This is a genomic window from Ruegeria sp. D7 (assembly GCF_056534355.1).
This window is the reverse complement of record NZ_JBQFPG010000011.1, coordinates 54908-73299: the sequence shown is the minus strand read 5'-3', so window position 1 is coordinate 73299 and position 18392 is coordinate 54908. Positions and strand designations below refer to the sequence as shown.

Below are 18392 nucleotides of genomic sequence, written 5' to 3'. Positions count from 1 at the left end.
GTGGTTTGTTGATCAGGGCATCTCACGGACTTATGATGCGATGGATACGGAACAGCAAGAATTTCGTGCCAATTTGCGGCTGACACAGCAGGAAAGAGTATTCGAGTGTTTCACTACAAGCGAAATCAGTCGTTGCTGGGCGGGGTTTTCACCACCGCCGAGCTTATATTCCATGCGGTGGTCCGCAATATCCGCTCGCAGCATTCAAATGCGGTGATCGCAATCCTGATAAACATTGTTCAGGTCGTTCTTCTGGTGACGGCGTTTTATATACTTATGACGCTAATTGGTCGAATGACCGGCATGGCCAAAATCCGGGGCGAGATGGTTTTGTTCCTGCTCTCCGGAGTTTTTCTGTTCCTGACGCATATCAAGTCTGTCGCTGCTATCGCCGGGGTTGGATCCGGCAACAATCCGATGACACTGCATTCGCCGATGACCATGATGGTGATGTTGTCAGCATCTGCCTTCGGTATTCTGTACACGCAGCTTGTCTCGATCCTGGTCATCCTGTTCGTCTACAGCGTAGCCGTCTCGCCCCTTGTAATTCAGGAGCCCGGCGGTGCTTTTGGGATGCTTTTGCTGGCATGGTTTGTAGGATGCTCGGTCGGTCTTGTGTTTCTGGCGCTAAAGCCCTGGTTTCCAAATACAGTAAGCATCCTGACAAGTATGTACCGTCGTCTGAACATGATATTTTCTGGCAAGATGTTCGTCGGCAACGCATTGGGTGGGTTCATGCTGACTATGTTTGCGTGGAACCCGCTGTTTCACATCATAGATCAATGCCGTGGTTTTGTGTTCCGAAACTACTTTCCCCGCAACTCCAGTTGGGAATACGCGCTTTGGGTCGGGATAATCCTGACGATGATCGGCCTGCTGGGCGAGTTCTATACCCGTAAGCAGGTCTCGAAAAGCTGGGATGCGCGACGCTGATCTTGGCGGTGCACACTTTATCCTGAAAAGCTGATCCCGAATTTGGATTGTGTTTCACGTTGCGACTCTCAAAGTCAGGTTGATGCGTCCGCCCTTTGGCAAAAGTTTGGATGATCCAAACCGGATGCGATCAACCCCGTGATAGGTCAAGCGTGCCGGGCCGCCCATGATCACCACATCGCCCGAGCTCAGCCAGATCGACTCGGTCTTGCCGCCCCGCGTGGTGTTACCGATACGGAACAGCGCGTCATCGCCCAATGAAATCGACAGCACGGGCCACGAAAAATCGGCCTCATCCTTGTCCTGATGCAGGCCCATCTTGGTGCCTTCACCGTAATAGTTGATCAGACAGCAATCGGGCTGGCGATCTGCGCAGGTCAGGTCCTGCCAGATGGTCAAAATCTCATCTGGAATCGCGGGCCATGTCATGCCTTTTGGGTGCGTGTCCTGATACCGATAGCCCGCCCGGTCAGTGACCCATCCCAGTGCCCCGGCCGAGGTCATCCGCACTGACATTTCCTTGCCCGAAGGTGTCACGGGCCGATAAAGCGGTGCCACTTTCAGAATCGGCCTAAGCAGGTCAACTAGATGCGACTGCGCCGCCGCATCCAAATAGCCTTTCCGAATATCAAATCCGCGCAATAACAGCCGCGCCATTCCAGAATCCCCAAACCTTGCCAAAACCTTGCCAAAAAAGGCCACAGATTCCCGAAAACCTGCGTTTCTGAACGCTTGCAGGCCCCTGTTCTCGCCCTTATATACGCCTCGACGCGCGATGGTGTAGTGCTGTCGCGCACATCAATCGGGGGCAGGATGCCGCAACGGGTCCAACCCTCGGGACATCGCCTTGAATGGAAAGGGATTGAAAATATGGGAAAAGTAATCGGGATTGACCTCGGTACCACCAACTCGTGTGTGGCCATCATGGACGGCTCGCAGCCGAAGGTCATCGAAAACGCCGAAGGGGCGCGGACCACGCCCTCGATCGTCGCTTTTACAGAAGATGAGCGTCTGGTCGGTCAGCCTGCAAAACGTCAGGCGGTCACCAACCCCGACAACACGATCTTTGGCGTCAAGCGTCTGATCGGTCGTCGTGTGGATGATGCAGAAGTCGAAAAAGACAAGAAAATGGTGCCCTACGCCATCGTTGATGGCGGCAATGGCGACGCGTGGGTTGAAGCCCGCGGTGAAAAGTACTCCCCAAGCCAGATCTCGGCCTTCACTCTGGGCAAGATGAAGGAAACCGCAGAAAGCTATCTGGGTGAGGAAGTCACGCAGGCGGTTATTACCGTTCCGGCATACTTCAACGACGCTCAGCGTCAGGCCACCAAAGACGCCGGTAAAATTGCCGGTCTGGAAGTGCTGCGGATCATCAACGAGCCGACAGCAGCTGCGCTGGCCTATGGTCTGGACAAAGAAGAAACCCAAACCATCGCGGTTTATGACCTTGGTGGTGGTACTTTCGACGTAACCATTCTGGAAATCGACGACGGCCTGTTCGAGGTGAAGTCGACCAACGGTGACACCTTCCTGGGTGGTGAAGACTTTGACATGCGCATCGTCAACTACCTGGCGGATGAGTTCAAAAAGGAACACGGTGTCGACCTGTCTGCCGACAAGATGGCCCTGCAGCGTCTGAAAGAAGCTGCTGAAAAAGCCAAGATCGAGCTGTCCTCGACCTCGCAGACCGAGATTAACCAGCCGTTCATCTCGATGGGTTCGAACGGTCAGCCGCTGCACATGGTCATGAAACTGACCCGTGCCAAGCTGGAATCGCTGGTTGGCGACCTGATCAAGAAGTCGATGAAGCCTTGCCAGGCTGCCCTGAAAGACGCGGGCCTGTCGGCTGGCGACGTGGATGAGGTTGTTCTGGTCGGTGGTATGACCCGGATGCCGAAAGTGATCGAAGAGGTCACCAAGTTCTTCGGTAAGGAGCCGCACAAGGGTGTGAACCCGGACGAAGTTGTTGCTATGGGCGCCGCCATTCAGGCCGGTGTTCTGCAGGGCGACGTCAAAGACGTGGTTCTGCTGGACGTGACCCCGCTCAGCTTGGGCATCGAGACGCTGGGTGGCGTATTCACCCGACTGATCGACCGCAACACGACCATTCCGACGAAAAAGTCCCAGGTCTTCTCGACCGCCGAGGACAACCAGAACGCCGTGACCATCCGCTGTTTCCAGGGTGAGCGCGAAATGGCTGCGGACAACAAGATCCTCGGTCAGTTCAATCTGGAAGAGATCCCGCCCGCACCGCGCGGCATGCCTCAGATCGAGGTGACTTTTGACATCGACGCCAACGGCATTGTCTCGGTTTCGGCCAAGGACAAAGGCACCGGCAAAGAGCAGAAGATCACCATTCAGGCCTCGGGCGGTCTGTCGGACGAAGATATCGACAAGATGGTCAAGGATGCCGAGGAAAACGCCGAGGCAGACAAGGCGCGCAAAGAGCTTGTCGAAGCCAAGAACCAGGCCGAAAGCCTTGTTCACGCGACCGAGAAATCGATCGAGGAACATGGCGACAAGGTCGACCCGTCGACCGTCGAAGCGATCGAACTGGCCGTTGCTGCGCTCAAGGATGAGCTGGAAACGGACAATGCCGACAAGATCAAGTCGGGCATCCAGAACGTGACCGAAGCGGCCATGAAACTGGGTGAGGCGATCTATAAGGCACAGACGGAAGAGGGCGAAGATGAGCCCGCAGCCGCAGATGCCGCGCCGGGTGACGATGACATTGTCGACGCCGAGTTTGAAGATCTGGACGACGACAAGCGTAACTAACGGGTAACCGGGCCAATTTGGGCCGGTCCGGTTGCCGGGCCGGCCCGATTACGTTGAGGCAGAAGGAAATACTGATGTCCAAACGCGACTATTACGAAGTGCTCGGCGTGTCCAAGGGCGCTTCTGCGGATGAGATCAAGAAAGGCTTTCGCTCGAAAGCCAAACAGCTGCATCCCGATCGCAACAAGGACAACCCCGATGCCGAAGCGCAGTTCAAAGAGGCCAACGAGGCTTACGATGTTCTGCGCGATGCTGAAAAGAAAGCCGCTTATGACCGCTTTGGTCACGCCGCGTTTGAAAACGGCATGGGCGGTGGCGGCGGCCGTCCCGGTGGCGGCTTCGGTCAGGGCGATTTCTCCAGCGCGTTCTCTGACGTGTTCGACGATCTGTTCGGCGACTTTATGGGTGGCCAGCGTGGGGCAGGCGGGGGCCGTCGCGCCGCACGCGGTTCAGACCTGCGCTATAACCTGCGGGTCACGCTGGAAGAGGCTTATGCAGGCCTGCAGAAAACCATAAACGTTCCTACGGCTGTGGCCTGTTCCTCTTGCGAGGGAACTGGTGCCGAAGGTGGAGTTGAACCTACTGCATGTCCGACTTGTTCCGGCATGGGCAAGGTTCGCGCGCAACAGGGCTTTTTCACGGTTGAGCGCACCTGCCCGACCTGCTCTGGTTTGGGTCAGATCATCAAGAACCCTTGTAAGTCGTGCCAAGGTGCGGGGCGCGTTGAAAAAGATCGCGCATTGTCCGTGAACATCCCTGCCGGTGTCGAGACCGGCACTCGGATTCGTCTGGCCGGTGAGGGCGAGGCCGGAATGCGTGGTGGTCCTCCCGGTGACCTCTATATTTTTGTGGAAGTTTCCGAGCACAAGCTGTTCGAACGTGACAGCGTGAACCTCTATTGCCGTGTGCCAGTCAGCATGGCCAAGGCAGCACTTGGCGGTTCGATCGAGGTTCCGACCATCGACGGTGGTCGCGGTCGTGTTCAGATTCCTGCCGGCAGCCAGTCGGGCCGCCAGATGCGCCTGCGTAGCAAAGGCATGCCCGCCCTGCGCGGCGGAGGCATCGGGGATATGTTCATCGAACTTGCCGTGGAAACTCCGGTCAATCTGACCAGTCGTCAGAAAGAACTTCTGCGTGAGTTTGACGATTTGGGTGAAGATAATCACCCGGAATCTAAAAGCTTTTTCTCTTCTGTAAAGTCCTTCTGGGATGGCATGAAGGGTTAAACGGTTAAGCAGGGGCTCTGCCCCCATCGCCCTTTGGGCGACTCCCCCGAGATATTTATGGCCAGATGAAACAGGGGATCCGTCTGTTGCCGATCCGGCGGGCAGGGATAGGGCGCGTTAACTTTTCGGAAACCGATTCTGCGTCAGAGTGGTGTTATGACCCAAGACGCCTTTGCCGAAGCCCCCATGCTGTTCGATACGGATGAAGCACCGGCGCAGCCGCTGCCCGTTGGTCGGTTACCCTCCTACATCAAAGACCATCGCAAGCGGCTGCGCGAAAGGTTCATGTCTGGCGGATCAGCAGCGATGCCTGATTATGAACTGCTGGAACTTGCTCTGTTCCGATCCATCCCGCGTCAGGATGTGAAACCGCTGGCTCGGGCACTGATGGATGCGTTTGGTGATTTCAATCGTGTGTTGACGGCACCCGAGGAACGGCTGCGTCAGATCAAAGGCGTTGGGGACACGGTGATTACCGATCTGAAAATCCTTGAGGCCTGTGCCCATCGCATGGCGCGTGCCCGGGTGATGCAACGGCATGTGATCTCGGGGTGGGATGCGCTTCTGGACTATTGTCACACCACGATGGCGCACCGCGAGATCGAACAGTTTCGTGTGTTTTATCTAGATCGCAAGAATGTGCTGATTGCGGATGAAGAGCAGGCCAAAGGCACAGTGGATCATGTGCCGGTCTATCCGCGAGAGGTCGCGAAGCGGGCGTTGGAACTCAATGCCTCGGCTCTGATCCTGGTCCACAATCATCCATCCGGTGATCCGACGCCGTCGCAGTCGGATATCGATATGACCAACCGGATTCAGGATGCGTGTTCCGCCCTTGGTCTGACTTTGCATGATCACCTGATCATCGGGAAATCGACCGAACTGAGTTTCCGCTCGCAAGGCTATTTGTAAGGGTTATCGGATCCAAACTTCGACCCGACGATTCACCTTACGGCCCCATTCGGTGTCGTCGCAGGCCATCGGCATGGCCTCGCCAAAGCCCTCGACACTGATTTCGATACTGTCGGGGAGGCTGGTTTCGACCGATGCCAGCACTGCGTTTCGGACGGTTTTGGCACGCTGCAGGGCAATACGTGAATTGGCGACCGCCGCGCCCTCGCCGTCACTAAACCCAACAAAGATCAATTGACGCGCCTCCAACGTTCCGCTTTCCAAAGCTTGCGCAAGGTTCAAGATGTTTGACCGGGACTGAGCATCGGGCCGCGAAGACCCCGGTTCGAACCGAAAGGACAAAGATAGCCGCGAAAGTGGATGGAGGGTTTCGATCATGCGCTGCAACTCTTCCAACCCGACCTCAGCTCCACCGGTGCTGATCGCATTGGCCAGCCGATCGCCTTGCAGCCCAACCTGGATTGTTTCAAGGGATTGATCGACAAATCCGGCTTGCCGGATGACCATCTGTGCGGCGCTGCTTTGGGTATAGGCCAGAAACTGTCGCGCGACTTTGGGCAATCGTCGTTGCGGCAAATAGAAAAACATGGGTGAGGTCAGCGGATAGTCTTCGGTCTTGACCGACTGCCGCGTTGCCGGCAGGGCATGTCCGCATCCACCGGTCAGAGGCAGGGCGCGTGCAGTCCCGGCTTCGGCAAGGCTGGCGATGCCGATCGCGAATGGGTCGTTCGAGACTGCGCGCACCAAATCGCTGTTGCGGGTATGGCGTATGATCTTTGTGGTCATTGGTGCGTTCGTCGGCGACAACAGCAAATTCTCGACCGCCTGATCCAGCCCGGAACCGACCTGTGGCAGGTGCAGAGAGATCGGCGCATCAGGCCCACCGAGATCGCCCCAATTTGCGACCTCGGCGGTGAAAACCTTCACCAGATCAGCAAGCGATATCTGGCGCACGGGATTGTCGGCCGACACGATTGGCACGATTGCATCCAGAGCCAAGACGCGCGACCGGCGGGTTTGCGTCAGATCTCCGAGCCCAGCGGCTTTGGTCAACTCCAGTTCGTCCGATCGAATTTCCCGCTGCGCCAACACGACATCTGCGGTGTTCTCAACCAGATCGATAAAGCCGTCAGCCGTATCCGTTGCACGAAATATGAACCTCGCCAAAGGCGCCTGCCGATCAGGGTGATTCAGAGCGTAGACCCGCAGGTCTCCGGTACCCTCGGGCTGTGACAGTGTTAACCCTTCCTCGATGGCAAAGCCCTGTGCAAGCGCGGGCAGCAGTGTCTCGGCGATCACTGATGAGCCAGAGAAACGAACTTCGGCCACAAAATCCGTCAGGTTGGGGCAGGCTGGGCCGTCGCAGGTGACCCCTGATCCATCGACCGTCAGCTCTCCGAATTGCGTATCGACACGGTAGAATTCACCGTCGTAACCAAGAAGGGTGCCGATCACTTCTACCTTGCCGTCATGCGAGGTCAAAGTGATGTCCTGCGCGAATACGCTTTGTGCCAAGGATAAGGCAAAAAGCGCGGCGAACGCCGCACGAAGAATGCTCATTGGAAACCGTAGATCTGCCTGCTGCTTATTTGGCAGCGATTGTCAGGTCTGAGAACAGATTATTCAACACCAGAAAATCGCCAGCTGCCTCACAACCGGGCATATCCAGCGACAGGTCGCGTGAGCGTAGCCGTTCCGCGCGCCATTCCAATGATTGCACGCTTAGGGGCTTGCCGCAATTTGCTTCAGTGACCTCAGTTTCAACCGACAGAGTGATACTTCCGGCCTCGGTTGCGGTCTCAATGGGGTATGAATAAACCTCGATGTTGCGCGCGACGTCCGAACCGCCCTGACCCAGATGGATCACCGAGCCCGCGCCGCCGGTCTGGGACCCGGACCACACGTGGCCTTCTTCCCCGTAACCTGCGCCGAATTCCAGCGCATGAAGCTGCAGATCGGTTTCGCCCTGCCACTGCAAGGCAACCCGGTTGAAGCTGTTGATCTCGGGCACATGCGTCGTCGCAACGGTGCCTTTCTCATCCGGCAGCGAGATCAGGAAAATAGCGTATTCCGACAGCGCCGGGATGGTCAGGTTCAAGCCGCCAAGCGCATCGGTCTCGGTGCTGAAAACCAGCCCGTTGTGATGAACCTCAATGGTCTCATTGGCGTGGCAGGGGGCCTTGACCCGCAGCCGTACGTTGGCGCCGGGCACAGCCATGGCGCGCGCGCTCATATCGCAATTCGAAGGCAAACGGCTGGTTTCTGGCGCTGAGCGTATGGATTGAGATAGATCCTTGGGACGCGATTCTGTCGGGGAAGAAGAGGTCAGGACAACGCTTTCCAGTCCGGTCAGGTCCGAGTCCTGTTCCGAGATCGAAGCGACGCGTTCACCGCTCGGCTCAGCATTGGGTTGCTGCGCCGATCCGCTTTGCATCAAATATCCAATGGCCAGAGCGCAGGCAACGGTTCCGCCCGTGGTCACGTAGTTCTTAATGACAAACAAGACACCCTCCCCAGTTGAAGGAGCGAGTCGCAATTTGCTTCCCAATCAAGGCCAATATGTGGCCGTGAGGCGGACTCATTGTGGTGGAAAGCAGGTGACGTTAAGTCAACCTGCCGTGGCAATGTTTGAATTTTTTCCCCGAGCCACAGGGGCAAGGATCATTGCGTGACGGGTTACCCCAAGTCGAAGGATCATCCTCGACAAAACCCGGACGACTGTCACCAGACGCTTCGGCTTCGGCGATCGCCTCAGCATTCCCGGCAGCTTGATCCACAGCTTTCTGCGCCTGTGCCTGTTGCGCCGCCATCTGTGCGAGCATTTCCTTCTGTTCTTCTTCGCTCAGCGGGCGCACGCGCGACAATTGCTGAGTGACGGTTTCGCGCAAGGAATCTAGCATCCCTTCGAAAAGCTGGAAGCTTTCGTTCTTGTACTCGTTCAGCGGATCGCGCTGTGCATAGCCACGGAAACCCACGACCGAGCGCAGATGTTCCAGCGTCAAAAGATGTTCGCGCCATTTGCCATCGATAGTCTGCAGCAGAACCTGCTTTTCGATGTTTCGCATGTTTTCCGGGCCAAAGGCCACGGCCTTCTGCGCCATCATTTCATCGGCGGCCTTGATCAGACGTTCGCGGATTTGCTCGTCATCTACGCCTTCCTCGGCGGCCCAGTCCTGAACCGGCGCATCGATGGTCAGCTTGTCTTTGACCGCTTCGTGCAGACCTTCTGTATCCCATTGATCTGCATATGATTTTGGCGGCATGAATTCGTCGATCATATCGTCGATCACCTGCTCACGCATATCGGACACAACATCCGACAGATCATCCGCTGACATGATTTCACGCCGCTGGCTGAACACGACTTTCCGCTGATCGTTCATCACGTCGTCGAATTTCAGAACGTTTTTGCGCATGTCAAAATTGCGACCTTCGACCTTGGATTGCGCCCGTTCCAGCGATTTGTTCACCCAGGGGTGAATGATTGCCTCGCCCTCTTTCATACCCAGCGTGGTCAGGACCTTGTCCAGACGTTCCGAACCGAAGATGCGCATCAGGTCATCTTCCAGGCTCAGGTAGAACACGGTGCGGCCCGGGTCACCTTGGCGTCCCGAACGCCCGCGCAGCTGGTTGTCGATCCGGCGGCTTTCATGACGTTCGGACGCCATTACGTAAAGACCACCGGCCTGCAGCACCTTTTCCTTTTCTTCCGCGTGCTTGGCTTCTTCTGCCGCACGCAACTCGGCCGGGTCAGCCTCGGGGTTTTCCGCCAGCGCCTGCAGCACCTTCATCTCAACGTTACCGCCCAGCTGGATGTCAGTACCGCGACCCGCCATGTTGGTGGCGATGGTCACCGCACCCAGACGGCCGGCATCTGCCACGATCTGGGCTTCCTGTTCGTGCTGACGGGCGTTCAGAACATTGTGCTCGATACCCTCCTTAGTCAGCATCTGGCTGATCACTTCGGACTTTTCGATCGACGTGGTACCGACAAGAACCGGCTGACCTTTTTCACCGGCCTTTTTGACCTGTTCAATAATGGCACCGTATTTTTCGGCTGTCGTGCGATAGACCTGGTCGTCTTTGTCCTCACGCGCGATTGGTTTGTTGGTCGGAACCTCGACCACACCCAAACCATAGATTTCCTGAAATTCTTCCGCCTCGGTCAGCGCAGTGCCGGTCATGCCGGACAGCTTGTCATAGAGGCGGAAATAGTTCTGGAATGTCACGCTGGCCAGAGTCACATTCTCGGGCTGAATCTGTACGCCTTCCTTGGCTTCGATGGCTTGGTGCAGACCCTCCGACAAGCGGCGGCCCGGCATCATCCGACCGGTGAATTCGTCGATTAGCACCACATTGCCATCCCGAACGATATAGTCCTTGTCACGTTGGAACAGTTTATGCGCGCGCAGGCCCTGATTGACGTGATGCACTACAGTGGTGCTTTCGGGGTCGTACAGCGAATGCCCCTCGGGCAGCAGACCCGCTGAAAGCAGTTGCTGCTCCAAAAACTCGTTGCCTTCATCGGTGAACGTCACGCTGCGGCTTTTTTCATCGAGCGAGTAATGATCGTCCTGCAGCGTCGGGATCACGGTATCGATGGCAGTATAAAGGTCCGATCGGTCTTGTGCCGGCCCCGAGATGATCAGCGGCGTCCGCGCCTCATCAATCAGGATCGAGTCGACTTCGTCGACGATCGCGAAATTGTGGTGCTTCTGATAGACCTGTTCCAGATCGGCCTTCATGTTGTCGCGCAGATAGTCAAAACCCAACTCATTATTTGTGGCATAGGTGATGTCACACTTGTACGCCGCCATCTTCTCGGCATCCGGTTGGCCCGACCAGATCACACCGGTCGTCATGCCAACGGACGCAAACACCTTGCCCATCCATTCCGAGTCGCGCTTGGCCAGGTATTCGTTCACCGTGACCACATGTACGCCCTTGCCGGTCAGTGCATTCAGATAGGCGGGGAAGGTGGCGACCAGGGTTTTGCCTTCACCCGTTTTCATTTCCGAGATATTGCCCTGGTGCAGGAACAAACCACCCATCAACTGCACGTCAAAGGCCCGAAGACCTAGGGCGCGCTTGGCCCCTTCGCGGACATTGGCAAATGCTTCCGGCAGCAAGTCATCCAGCTTTTCACCGTCCAGCGCTCGTTTGCGCAGCTCAGCGGTTTTCTCGATCAGGCCATCGTCGGTCAGGATCTCGAACTCCGGCTCCAGCGCATTGATCTTTTCGACCAGCGGGCGGGCCGCCTTGATCTTGCGGTCGTTCGGTGTTCCGAACACCTTTTTGGCGAGCGTTCCGAGTCCCAGCATGTTCACTCCAGCGGATCTGTTTTTTTCTTGGTTGCGACAGGCTTGCCCACCTTGCGCGCAGCCCCTAGATACGGGGGGTGAAAGGCGGCCCTGTCCAAGGCTTCAAAGCGATGTAAGGGGCAGGTTCCACAGTGTCAACGCTGCGCCCTGTCGCGGCAAAGAAATAGGATAATTCCATGCCCAAAGGCCTCACTTTTCTGCCATCGCTTGCGCTTGCTGCCGTGATGGCGTTGCCGCTGGCCGCCCAGGACGCACCGGATGCCAACACCGTGGTTGCCCGCGTGAACGGCGACGAGATCACATTGGGTCACGTCATCGCCACCGCCTCGGCGCTGCCGGCGCAGTATCAGCAGCTTGAAGATGAGGTGCTATATGATTTCATCCTCGAGCAACTTGTCCAGCAGCACCTTCTGAGCCTTGAACAGGAAGAGCTGAATACACTCAACGCCCTTCGACTGGAAAACGAAACCCGGTCCCTGCGCGCCGTGCAAACCGTCGAAGCGCTGACAGCCGCCAGTGTCACCGATGAGGCCATACAGGCCGCCTATGACACGCAATTCGCCGAGTTTCAGGGCGAAGACGAGTTCAATGCCAGCCACATTCTGGTCGAATCCGAGGACGAAGCCAAAGCTGTCAAAGCCCAACTGGAAGAAGGTGCAGATTTCGCTGAGCTAGCGAAAGAAAAATCCACAGGACCCTCTGGCCCCAATGGCGGTGCGCTGGGCTGGTTCGGCAAAGGCCAGATGGTGCCCGAGTTTGAAGGTGCCGTGCTTGGCCTTGAAAAGGGTCAGGTCTCGGATCCGGTGCAAACCCAGTTCGGTTGGCACGTGGTCACGCTGAACGACAAGCGCAAGACCGAGGCCCCCGAATTGGCGGTCGTGCGCGATGAATTGGCTCAGACCATTCGGCAAGAAGCAATTCAGGCCAAGATTGACGAGTTGACGCAGCAAGCGCAGATCGAGCGTCCCGCGCTCGAGGGCGCCGGCCCCGAGGTCATGCGCCAGCTGGAGCTGCTGCAGGAGTAACCCCGTGGCCACGATAACCAAGGTTTCACCGCTGGCCCCGGCGGCCTTCCCCGAATTGCCCGCGATCGACGGTGTGCGCTTCGCCACTGTCGAGGCTGGTGTCCGATATCAAGGCCGCACCGATGTGATGCTGGCCGTTCTTGATCCGGGCACTTCGGTGGCGGGGGTGTTCACCCGCTCGGCCACCCGTGCGGCCCCCGTTCTGGATTGTCAGGACAAGATCGGCGGGCCCGGCGACGGGCCTGCAGCGATCCTTGTGAATTCGGGCAACGCCAATGCGTTTACCGGCCATTACGGGCAGACCTCAGTGGCCGAGGTGACACAAGCCGTTTCCAAAGCTACCGGAGTCGCGGTAGATCGGGTTTTTACCTCGTCGACCGGTGTCATCGGCGAGCAGCTGCCCCATGACCGCATCGTTGCACAGCTTGAGGCGTTGAAGGCGGGCCTCAGCCGTCACGCGATCGAGGACGCGGCGCGCGCGATCATGACCACCGACACCTTCCCGAAGGGGTCGTCGGCGCAGGTCGATATTGGCGGCCAAACAGTCTCTATTGCGGGGATAGCGAAGGGTTCCGGCATGATCGCGCCCGATATGGCGACGATGCTGGTTTATATCTTCACCGACGCTCAGATCGAGCAGACAGCGCTGCAGGCGATGCTGGGCGCGCAGACCGACCGGACCTTCAACTGCATCACTGTGGATAGCGATACCTCGACATCCGACAGCCTCTTGCTTTGCGCCACCGGGGCATCGGGCGTCGATGCCACCGGCAATGCCGCTTTCGCGCAAGCGCTGGAAACAGTGATGTTGGACCTTGCGCAGCAAGTGGTCCGCGACGGCGAAGGGGCCACGAAATTCGTCGAAATTCGTGTGACCGGCGCCGCCACGGATGCTGATGCCAAAACCCACGGGCTGGCTATCGCCAACTCCCCGCTGGTCAAAACCGCCATCGCGGGCGAGGACCCGAATTGGGGCCGCATCGTCATGGCCATCGGCAAATCCGGTGCTGCTGCAGACCGCGACCTTTTGAGCATATCGTTCGGAGACATCCTTGTGGCTGAAAAAGGCTGGGTCAGCCCCGACTACCGCGAGGAAGACGCTGCGGCCTATATGAAAGGTCAGGATTTGGTGATCGCAGTCGATCTGGGACTGGGTCAGGGCGCTTCCACCGTCTGGACCTGCGATCTGACCCACGGATATATCGAGATCAACGCGGATTATCGCTCGTGAAGACAGTATTGGTGTCTGCTGTCGCTCTGATCGACATCGAGGGCCGCGTCCTACTGGCCCAACGCCCCGAAGGCAAATCCATGGCCGGTCTCTGGGAATTCCCCGGCGGCAAGATCGAACCCGGAGAAACCCCCGAGGCCGCCCTGATCCGCGAATTGCACGAGGAACTGGGCATCGACACCTGGGCCTCATGCCTCGCGCCGCTGACCTTTGCCAGCCACAGCTATGACGATTTCCACCTGCTGATGCCGCTGTTTGCCTGCCGCAAATGGGAGGGGATACCGCAATCGAAAGAAGGACAGGCGCTGAAATGGGTGCGGGCGAATGATCTGAGGAACTACCCGATGCCTGCGGCAGATGTGCCGTTGATCCCGATTTTGCGGGATTGGCTATAAGCCCTTAAAAAGACTCTAATCTGACTCAACTGGCAAAACGACAAAGCTTGGCAAATCACTGTGGTGCATGTCATTGCTGAACATATCGTTACGAAGGCAACCGACGTATTCTGCTTGAGGTTCCCTTTGTTCGATCCGGACTGGCCCGCCCTCACGCGTAGCAATTCCCGCATGCACCGCGGCCATACAAATGTTGCTCCACCAAGCGTACACTTCGCATCCTTGTACATTGAACGGCCGTATCCGTTGCGCCTCTTTTGTGCACATGCACTCAATGGGTAAGTCAAGTTCACCAATATGGCCGGGGCAATCCTTTAGCTCATCGGCTGAAATCGGTCCACTCCCGCTACCAGCGATCACAAAAACCGCGATGGCCACAAATATGATCTGCTGAGCTCTATGCATTATCAATTCTATCACGAACTCACGCGTTGCCCAAAAAAATGCGGCGGTTGTATTCGCTTTTGGCAGCGCTGGTTTATCCAGTTCAACGATTTTTACATCTTGTACAACTCGGAACTTCATTCCTCAGCCCCTGTTACAATTCGTAAGAATTGAGAAAACATCAGGCAAAACTTGACGCTGATCGTTACGACGTCCCTTATCGGGGCATTGGCGTTCGGGCACCATCCCGAACCCGCCATTTTCGGCCCGGGGAGGGGTCGGATGGGGAGGAGAGAAAGATTGGCTCAGACGCAGTCGGGCGCTGAAGGGATGGACTCTCTTCCGGCGCTATTACACCGCAATGTGACCCAGTTCGGGGATGCCCCGGCCTATCGGGAAAAGGAATTCGGGATCTGGCAATGCTGGACCTGGGCGGAAGCCGCCAAAGAAATCCGTGCCATCGCGCTTGGGTTTCTAGAACTTGGCGTTGAAAAGGGTGACCATATTGCTGTGATTGGTCGGAACCGTCCCGCCCATTACTGGTCGATGGTTGCCGCTCAGATGGTAGGCGCGGTGCCGGTGCCTCTGTATCAGGATTCGGTCGCCGAAGAGATGGCCTATGTGCTGGAGCATTGCGGCGCGAAATATGTCGTCTGCGGTGATCAGGAGCAGGTCGACAAAGTCATCGAGATTCAGGAAAACCTGCATCAAGTCAAACACATACTCTATACCGACAAGCGCGGGATGCGGAAGTATGACCACTCGCAGATGAACGCGCTTGAGGACATCATGGCCGAGGGCAGTGCGGGGCACGCGCGGTTTGATGCGGAACTGGACAAGCGCATTGCGGCGATCACTTACGATGATACCTGCGTGATGCTTTATACCTCGGGCACCACGGGCAAGCCCAAGGGCGTGGTGCTGTCGAACCGCAATGTTATCGAAAGCGCTAAGAACTCGGCGGAATTCGATCATCTGACCCGGAACGAAGACATCCTGTCTTACCTGCCGATGGCTTGGGTTGGCGATTTCATATTCTCGATTGGTCAGGCTTATTGGTGCGGCTTCTGCGTGAACTGCCCCGAAAGCGCCGACACGATGATGACCGACCTGCGCGAGATCGGGCCGACCTATTTCTTTGCCCCGCCGCGGGTGTTCGAAACCCAGCTGACCAACGTGATGATCCGGATGGAGGATGCGGGCAAGCTGAAGCAGCGCATGTTCCATTATTTCATGGCCCATGCCAAGAAGGTGGGTGGCCTGTTGCTGGACGGCAAGCCGGTGGGCTTTGGCGACAAGCTGAAATACATGCTGGGCAATTTGCTGGTCTATGGCCCGCTGAAAGATACGCTTGGCTATGGCCGGTTCCGTGTGGGCTATACGGCGGGTGAAGCGATCGGGCCGGAAATCTTTGATTTCTACCGCTCTTTGGGCATCAACCTGAAGCAGCTTTACGGTCAGACCGAAGCGACCGTGTTCATCACCGTGCAGCCGGATGGCGAGGTTCGGGCGGATACGGTTGGTGTTCCGGCGCCGGATGTCGAGCTGAAGATCGATGATAAGGGCGAGATTCATTACCGCTCACCCGGCGTGTTCGTCGAGTATTACAACAACCCGGATTCGACGGCTTCGACCAAGGATGCCGAAGGTTGGGTGGCGACGGGGGATGCCGGGTTCATCGAGGAGAATTCAGGCCATCTGCGGATCATTGATCGTGCCAAAGACGTGGGCAAGATGGCTGATGGTTCGATGTTTGCGCCGAAATATGTCGAGAACAAGCTGAAATTCTATCCCGATATTCTTGAAGTCGTGCTGTTCGGGAATGGCAAGGATCGATGCGTCGCTTTCATCAATATCGACCTGACGGCGGTCGGAAACTGGGCGGAACGCAACAACGTGGCCTACGCGTCCTATCAGGAACTTGCGGGACATCCTCGTGTGTTAGAGACGATTCGGAGCCACGTTGAAGAGGTAAACAAGTCGGTCGCGGCGGATGAAATGCTATCGGGCTGTCAGGTGCATCGCTTTGTGGTTCTGCACAAGGAACTGGATGCCGATGATGGCGAGATGACTCGGACCCGCAAGGTGCGGCGTGGGTTTGTCGAGGACAAATTCAGCGACATTATTGCGGCGTTGTACGACGGGTCGTCGAGCGTTTCGACCACGACTGAAGTGACCTATGAAGATGGTCGTAAGGGATCGATTTCTGCGACGTTGGAAATTGTCGATGCGCCAGTGGTTCCGGTCGCGCAGCACAAGGTGGCGGCGGAATGAGTGGGCTGACGCGCGCCGCTCGACCTGCGGTCATCGCCCCGCCCGCCGTCCCGTTTTTGTGTCAGGGAGGTTCTGATGCTGGATAACTCCGAAGGATATGTCACCGAAGACGGCCGCAAGATCGGCGGTGTGGTGATGGAGATGAAGAACATCACCCTGCGCTTTGGCGGCGTGGTGGCTATCAAGGATATCTCGTTCGACATCCGTGAGGGTGAGATCCGTGCGATCATCGGGCCAAACGGGGCGGGTAAGTCCTCGATGTTGAACGTGATCTCGGGCTTTTATGTCCCGCAAGAAGGTGAGGTTTGGTTTCACGGCTCCAAGCGCCCTCCGATGCGGCCGTTTGAGGTGGCGCAGCAGGGGATCGCGCGGACGTTTCAAAACATCGCACTGTTCGAAGGCATGAGCGTGTTGGATAACGTGATGACCGGGCGTTTGGGTTTTATGAAGACCAATATTCTTCAGCAAGCGCTGTGGAAGGGCAAGGCCGAGGCAGAAGAGACCGAGAACCGCGAGGCGGTCGAGAAGATCATTGATTTCCTTGAGATTCAGCACATCCGCAAAACGCCGGTGTCCCGCCTGCCTTACGGGTTGAAGAAACGCGTCGAACTGGCGCGCGCGCTGGCGGCGGAACCGAAACTGCTGCTGCTGGATGAGCCGATGGCCGGGATGAACGTCGAAGAGAAAGAGGACATGAGCCGCTTTATCCTCGACGTGAATGACGAGTTTGGCACCACGATTGCGCTAATCGAGCACGATATGGGCGTGGTAATGGATCTGAGCGACCGTGTGGTTGTGATGGATTACGGCAAAAAGATTGGTGACGGCACCCCGGATGAGGTGCGCAACAACCAAGAAGTCATTGATGCCTATTTGGGGGTCAGCCATGACTGAGGTCCGGGCAGAATTGGGGAGGGGCTGGCATGCCTGAACAATTAATCTTCGCGATGGAGGTCATCCTCAACGGTCTGATGGCTGGGGTGCTGTATGCGCTGGTCGCACTGGGCTTTGTGTTGATCTACAAGGCGTCGGGGATTTTCAATTATGCCCAAGGGGTTATGGCCCTGTTTGCGGCGATGACGCTGGTCGGAATCATGAATGGGCAGGTACCTTTTGCGCATCTGATCAACGCGACTTTCGGCACGCATGTCTATAATTTTGGTTGGAATGTGCCCGCGTTGCTTGCGATTATTCTGACCATGGCCGTGATGGTGTTGCTGGCCTGGTGCGTGCAACGGTTCGTCATGCGCCATCTGGTCGGACAGGAACCGATCATCCTGTTCATGGCGACCATTGGTCTGGCCTATTTCCTTGAGGGCGTCGCCGACCTGATGTGGGGGTCCGAGATCAAGACGCTGGATGTGGGTCTGCCGCAGGGTATCAACCTGTGGATTGACGAGACGACCTTTAATATCTTCGACTACGGTTTCTTCATCGACAATCTGGACATCGTGGCCACGATCATCGCAGCACTTCTGGTGGCGGCTCTGGTGGCGTTCAGCCAGTACACCAAGCAGGGTCGGGCGATGCGTGCGGTGGCGGATGACCATCAGGCGGCGCTATCGGTCGGGATTTCGCTGAACTTCATCTGGATCATGGTCTGGTCGGTCGCCGGGTTTGTGGCGCTGGTCGCGGGCATCATGTGGGGCACCAAATCGGGCGTTCAGTTCTCGCTGTCGCTGATCGCGCTGAAGGCGCTGCCGGTGCTGATGCTAGGCGGGTTCACCTCGATCCCCGGAGCCATCGTCGGTGGCCTGATCATCGGTGTGGGTGAGAAACTGTTCGAGTTCGCCATCGGCCCAATGGTTGGCGGTGCGACTGAGAACTGGTTTGCCTATGTATTGGCGCTGATATTCCTCGTGTTCCGACCTCAGGGCCTGTTCGGCGAGAAGATCATCGAGAGGGTGTAGGGC

At 57.2% G+C, this 18392-nt stretch carries 15 protein-coding genes; 10 read left to right on the top strand and 5 right to left on the bottom strand.

Annotated features, from left to right (window positions below; translation table 11 throughout):
- Positions 1–105 precede the first annotated feature (105 nt).
- Positions 106–933, top strand: a complete 828-nt coding sequence (locus ACRZ9U_RS15405) for an ABC-2 transporter permease (RefSeq protein WP_170408775.1) — start codon at positions 106–108, stop codon at positions 931–933.
- Between the two features lie 54 nt (positions 934–987).
- Here the strand turns inward: ACRZ9U_RS15405 and ACRZ9U_RS15400 are convergent, their stop codons facing one another.
- Positions 988–1590, bottom strand: a complete 603-nt coding sequence (locus ACRZ9U_RS15400; RefSeq protein ID WP_170408774.1) for an alpha-ketoglutarate-dependent dioxygenase AlkB — start codon at positions 1588–1590, stop codon at positions 988–990.
- Between the two features lie 213 nt (positions 1591–1803).
- Here ACRZ9U_RS15400 and dnaK point away from each other — a divergent pair, with 213 nt between their 5' ends.
- From dnaK to radC, 3 genes are all read left to right on the top strand, one after another.
- The gene (gene dnaK, locus ACRZ9U_RS15395) at positions 1804–3711 is read left to right on the top strand and encodes a molecular chaperone DnaK (protein WP_170408773.1); all 1908 of its coding nucleotides are present in this window, start codon (positions 1804–1806) and stop codon (positions 3709–3711) included.
- A 74-nt stretch (positions 3712–3785) separates the two neighbouring features.
- Positions 3786–4937: a molecular chaperone DnaJ gene (gene dnaJ / locus ACRZ9U_RS15390; RefSeq protein WP_170408772.1), complete on the top strand. Its 1152-nt coding sequence runs from the start codon at positions 3786–3788 to the stop codon at positions 4935–4937.
- A gap of 156 nt (positions 4938–5093) precedes the next feature.
- Positions 5094–5849, top strand: a complete 756-nt coding sequence (gene radC / locus ACRZ9U_RS15385; protein ID WP_170408771.1) for a RadC family protein — start codon at positions 5094–5096, stop codon at positions 5847–5849.
- A gap of 3 nt (positions 5850–5852) precedes the next feature.
- On the opposite strand, the gene ACRZ9U_RS15380 is transcribed toward radC, so the two are convergent.
- From ACRZ9U_RS15380 to secA, 3 genes are all read right to left on the bottom strand, one after another.
- A complete protein-coding gene (locus ACRZ9U_RS15380; RefSeq protein WP_480902301.1) occupies positions 5853–7409 on the bottom strand; it encodes a phosphate ABC transporter substrate-binding/OmpA family protein in 1557 nt (518 codons plus the stop codon).
- A 25-nt stretch (positions 7410–7434) separates the two neighbouring features.
- Positions 7435–8352, bottom strand: a complete 918-nt coding sequence (locus ACRZ9U_RS15375) for a hypothetical protein (RefSeq protein WP_480902298.1) — start codon at positions 8350–8352, stop codon at positions 7435–7437.
- A gap of 100 nt (positions 8353–8452) precedes the next feature.
- The gene (secA, locus tag ACRZ9U_RS15370; protein ID WP_170408769.1) at positions 8453–11170 is read right to left on the bottom strand and encodes a preprotein translocase subunit SecA; all 2718 of its coding nucleotides are present in this window, start codon (positions 11168–11170) and stop codon (positions 8453–8455) included.
- A 176-nt stretch (positions 11171–11346) separates the two neighbouring features.
- Here secA and ACRZ9U_RS15365 point away from each other — a divergent pair, with 176 nt between their 5' ends.
- From ACRZ9U_RS15365 to mutT, 3 genes are read left to right on the top strand one after another with little or no spacing between them, the layout of a single operon-like run.
- On the top strand, positions 11347–12195 hold the full coding sequence (locus ACRZ9U_RS15365; RefSeq protein ID WP_170399297.1) for a peptidylprolyl isomerase: 849 nt from the start codon (positions 11347–11349) through the stop codon (positions 12193–12195).
- Between the two features lie 4 nt (positions 12196–12199).
- Positions 12200–13426, top strand: a complete 1227-nt coding sequence (gene argJ / locus ACRZ9U_RS15360) for a bifunctional glutamate N-acetyltransferase/amino-acid acetyltransferase ArgJ (RefSeq protein ID WP_170408768.1) — start codon at positions 12200–12202, stop codon at positions 13424–13426.
- Complete coding sequence (gene mutT / locus ACRZ9U_RS15355) at positions 13423–13821, top strand: 8-oxo-dGTP diphosphatase MutT (RefSeq protein WP_170334201.1); 399 nt, start codon at positions 13423–13425, stop codon at positions 13819–13821. The genes argJ and mutT overlap by 4 nt, the downstream gene beginning before the upstream one ends.
- A 15-nt stretch (positions 13822–13836) precedes the next feature.
- Here the strand turns inward: mutT and ACRZ9U_RS15350 are convergent, their stop codons facing one another.
- Positions 13837–14346, bottom strand: coding sequence for an LCCL domain-containing protein (locus tag ACRZ9U_RS15350; protein ID WP_170399288.1), 510 nt, complete (start codon positions 14344–14346; stop codon positions 13837–13839).
- Positions 14347–14535: 189 nt separating this feature from the next.
- On the opposite strand from ACRZ9U_RS15350, the gene ACRZ9U_RS15345 reads away from it, so the two are divergent.
- The 3 genes from ACRZ9U_RS15345 (at position 14536) to ACRZ9U_RS15335 (ending at position 18389) form a co-directional block, all read left to right on the top strand.
- Entirely contained in the window at positions 14536–16479 is a 1944-nt protein-coding gene (locus ACRZ9U_RS15345) for an AMP-binding protein (protein WP_170408821.1), read from the top strand.
- A 75-nt stretch (positions 16480–16554) separates the two neighbouring features.
- A complete protein-coding gene (locus tag ACRZ9U_RS15340) occupies positions 16555–17373 on the top strand; it encodes an ABC transporter ATP-binding protein (protein ID WP_170399285.1) in 819 nt (272 codons plus the stop codon).
- Between the two features lie 29 nt (positions 17374–17402).
- Positions 17403–18389, top strand: a complete 987-nt coding sequence (locus tag ACRZ9U_RS15335) for a branched-chain amino acid ABC transporter permease (protein ID WP_170408767.1) — start codon at positions 17403–17405, stop codon at positions 18387–18389.
- The last annotated feature ends 3 nt before the right edge of the window (positions 18390–18392 follow it).

Bases quoted from the DNA above. Each gene is read 5' to 3' on its own strand.
- ACRZ9U_RS15365 (WP_170399297.1), top strand. From the start codon at position 11,347: ATGCCCAAAGGCCTCACTTTTCTGCCATCGCTTGCGCTTGCTGCCGTG.
- ACRZ9U_RS15400 (WP_170408774.1), bottom strand. From the start codon at position 1,590: ATGGCGCGGCTGTTATTGCGCGGATTTGATATTCGGAAAGGCTATTTG.
- ACRZ9U_RS15335 (WP_170408767.1), top strand. From the start codon at position 17,403: ATGCCTGAACAATTAATCTTCGCGATGGAGGTCATCCTCAACGGTCTG.
- dnaJ (WP_170408772.1), top strand. From the start codon at position 3,786: ATGTCCAAACGCGACTATTACGAAGTGCTCGGCGTGTCCAAGGGCGCT.
- ACRZ9U_RS15380 (WP_480902301.1), bottom strand. From the start codon at position 7,409: ATGAGCATTCTTCGTGCGGCGTTCGCCGCGCTTTTTGCCTTATCCTTG.
- dnaK (WP_170408773.1), top strand. From the start codon at position 1,804: ATGGGAAAAGTAATCGGGATTGACCTCGGTACCACCAACTCGTGTGTG.
- ACRZ9U_RS15340 (WP_170399285.1), top strand. From the start codon at position 16,555: ATGCTGGATAACTCCGAAGGATATGTCACCGAAGACGGCCGCAAGATC.
- radC (WP_170408771.1), top strand. From the start codon at position 5,094: ATGACCCAAGACGCCTTTGCCGAAGCCCCCATGCTGTTCGATACGGAT.
- ACRZ9U_RS15350 (WP_170399288.1), bottom strand. From the start codon at position 14,346: ATGAAGTTCCGAGTTGTACAAGATGTAAAAATCGTTGAACTGGATAAA.
- ACRZ9U_RS15345 (WP_170408821.1), top strand. From the start codon at position 14,536: ATGGACTCTCTTCCGGCGCTATTACACCGCAATGTGACCCAGTTCGGG.
- secA (WP_170408769.1), bottom strand. From the start codon at position 11,170: ATGCTGGGACTCGGAACGCTCGCCAAAAAGGTGTTCGGAACACCGAAC.